This window comes from Okeania sp. (assembly GCF_983059655.1).
Window position 1 is genome coordinate 1 of the sequence record NZ_CEZPJD010001005.1, and the last position, 2,473, is coordinate 2,473.

A 2,473-nucleotide genomic window follows, 5' to 3' on the forward strand; every position below is an offset into this window, starting at 1 on the left:
AATTATTATCTAAAAAATCAATAACAACTGTCGATATTTCTTCAGCTCTTTGATTAATCATCCACAAGCTTCCTCCTTCAATTTCAACCATTTTACTATGGGGAATTACTTCTGATAACCAACCTTGATTTTCAGCTTTTGCTAAACCATATTTTTCTAAAGGTTCTACAGCTTTAGTGCCGTTACAAACTAAGGTCGGACATTGAATAAATTTAAACTTTTCTTGAGCAGAAACACAATATTTACCTACTGCTACCCCAGGATAGATACTTCCTCCAAAAACTTTTAAATCATCTAGAACACAACGATGATTTAATTCTCCATTTCCTACATAATCGACTCGTGCCAACCATCTTTCCATGAGGTGGGAACCGTCTTCTTTTATAGAAAATCCTTTACTGTATATTTGAGTAATTTTTTCCGCTTCTTCTGCGTCAAAGCCATGAGTATTACAAAGGATTAATTTATTCAAGCGATCGCTATAAGATACGGCAACTTCTCCAGCAATATAACCCCCTGTTAAACTTCCCAAAATACTACATTTTTTAATCCCTAATTCATCTAACAATAAAATAACAGTTTTAGCATAGTCTGAAACAGAATATTCTCTTGGGGATTTATCCGAGTTTCCTAACCCCATTAAATCCATAGCAATAACACAATATTTTGGGGCTAAAACTGTCATTAATTCTTTAAATTCATCGCTACTTCGAGGAGTCATGTGCAGTAAAACTAGAGGTTCTCCTTCCCCCCCTATTTGGTAAAATATCTGTCCGTCTTCTGTATCTAAAAAGGCTTTTTTAATTGTTTTTTTCATATCTTTTTTTTCCTTGAGTTATACATATAACATCAATTTTTGTATTTGATATTACAGCAGTTTTGGAGTTGATGAGGTACAAAATTTTAGGACTTTAGGGAGTAGGCAGTAGGGAGTAGGCAGTAGGGAAAAAAAGATTGATTTTCAAACTGTACCTCACGCTTCCTAAAAAGTGCTGTAGATAAGCATTTCCTGCGGACTGCTGCGCAAACAGCTATTAGCATTTCCTACAGAATTATCCGCAAACAGCAATCAGATGCATGAATATATTCAAGCAATAACTAGGGTTTGCTGATTAAATATCAAAGTCTTTACTGATATTGGTTTTAGCATTTTTAGAACGTGAAAAAGTACTTGATTTTCGCCTTATAAGGCTTAAAAAGTGAGTATTTTGGCGTATAGTGGGGTAGAGTTGGCAAAGGATAATTTTTCCTCCTACCTCCTCTACAACTCCCCTCAACTCTTGACTCTTAGCTACTCCCTACCTTAGCAAAAAGACTTATTCAGCAAACTCTATATAGATAAAAAAAGTAGGACTTTACATCCTACTTGAAAAATAATACTGCTGATACATTGGTATAGCTATAGATACCTAAAAGCTATAAACTACATAATCTAACCAAAGCATACAGTAATTCAGAAAAGCCTTAAAAATAGAAACTTATCAAAACCATTTAAGCTTCAGCAATTGCGACATTAGCTTCTTGAGTTACTGGATAAACGCTCACTTTTTTCCGACTTTTACCTTTTCTTTCAAAAGTCACCACACCCTCAATTAAAGCAAATAAAGTATAGTCAGTACCGACACCAACATTATTCCCTGGGTGGAATTTGGTACCACGTTGCCTGACTAGAATATTACCTGCTTTAACAACTTGACCGCCAAAACGTTTAACACCTAATCTCTGGGCATTAGAGTCGCGACCGTTACGAGTACTACCCGTACCTTTCTTATGAGCCATAATTTCCTCCGAATTTTATTATGTATAATAACTTCTGTACTTATTCTGCCTGATTTTCTGCTTTTTCTTCAGATACATTTTCAACTTCTGCTGTAGTCTCTGAAGTTTGCTCGCTAATAGTTTCTGTAGCTTCAGTTGCCGTTTCTGTAACAGCTTCACTTGCTTCTGGAGTTATTGTTGTAGCTGAAGTTTGAGATTCTCCTGCTGCTAATATTTTGCCATTAATACTTATGGAGTCAATCATTAGACGAGTAAGCTCTTGGCGATGTCCCCTTTTTTTCCGAGTTTTCTTTTTAGGCCGCATTTTGTAGACAATAATTTTTTTGCCCCGCAAGTGCCTCATCACAGTGCCTTCCACAAGAGCGCCTTCTACAAGGGGTTGACCAATATGAACATCTCCCTCATGTTGAACTAGAAGCACATTATCCAGAGAAACTTGATCCCCTTCTGCTGCTTGTAAAAGGTCAATATCGTAAAAGCGACCTGCTTCTACCCTCAGTTGTTTTCCACCTGTTTCAATAATTGCGTAACTCATTAGTTTGTGTTTATAGGTTTGCCGTACAGGTAGCTGGTTCTAACACTAATACTTTAAAGTGGTATTGTGGTTAGTTAAAATGGGCAAATGCCCTTAATTTATTTACCAGCCTTTATTATGTCCGAACCTGGTCCGAGCAGGATTTAGACACACAATCTC

At 36.4% G+C, this 2,473-nt stretch carries 2 protein-coding genes and 1 pseudogene; all 3 read right to left on the reverse strand.

Annotated elements, in window-relative coordinates; genetic code table 11:
• The coding region (locus AC3DU7_RS31125; RefSeq protein ID WP_488043102.1) for an alpha/beta fold hydrolase at positions 1 to 817 on the reverse strand (817 nt) is incomplete at its 3' end.
• Between the two features lie 674 nt (positions 818 to 1,491).
• Positions 1,492 to 1,779 carry a 50S ribosomal protein L27 gene (gene rpmA / locus AC3DU7_RS31130; protein ID WP_488043103.1) on the reverse strand — a complete coding sequence of 96 codons (288 nt, stop codon included), beginning with the start codon at positions 1,777 to 1,779 and terminating at the stop codon, positions 1,492 to 1,494.
• A 142-nt stretch (positions 1,780 to 1,921) separates the two neighbouring features.
• Positions 1,922 to 2,314, reverse strand: a pseudogene (gene rplU / locus AC3DU7_RS31135) (50S ribosomal protein L21); the annotation flags it as partial.
• Positions 2,315 to 2,473: the final 159 nt, after the last annotated feature.

Bases quoted from the DNA above. Each gene is read 5' to 3' on its own strand.
- rpmA (WP_488043103.1), bottom strand. From the start codon at position 1,779: ATGGCTCATAAGAAAGGTACGGGTAGTACTCGTAACGGTCGCGACTCT.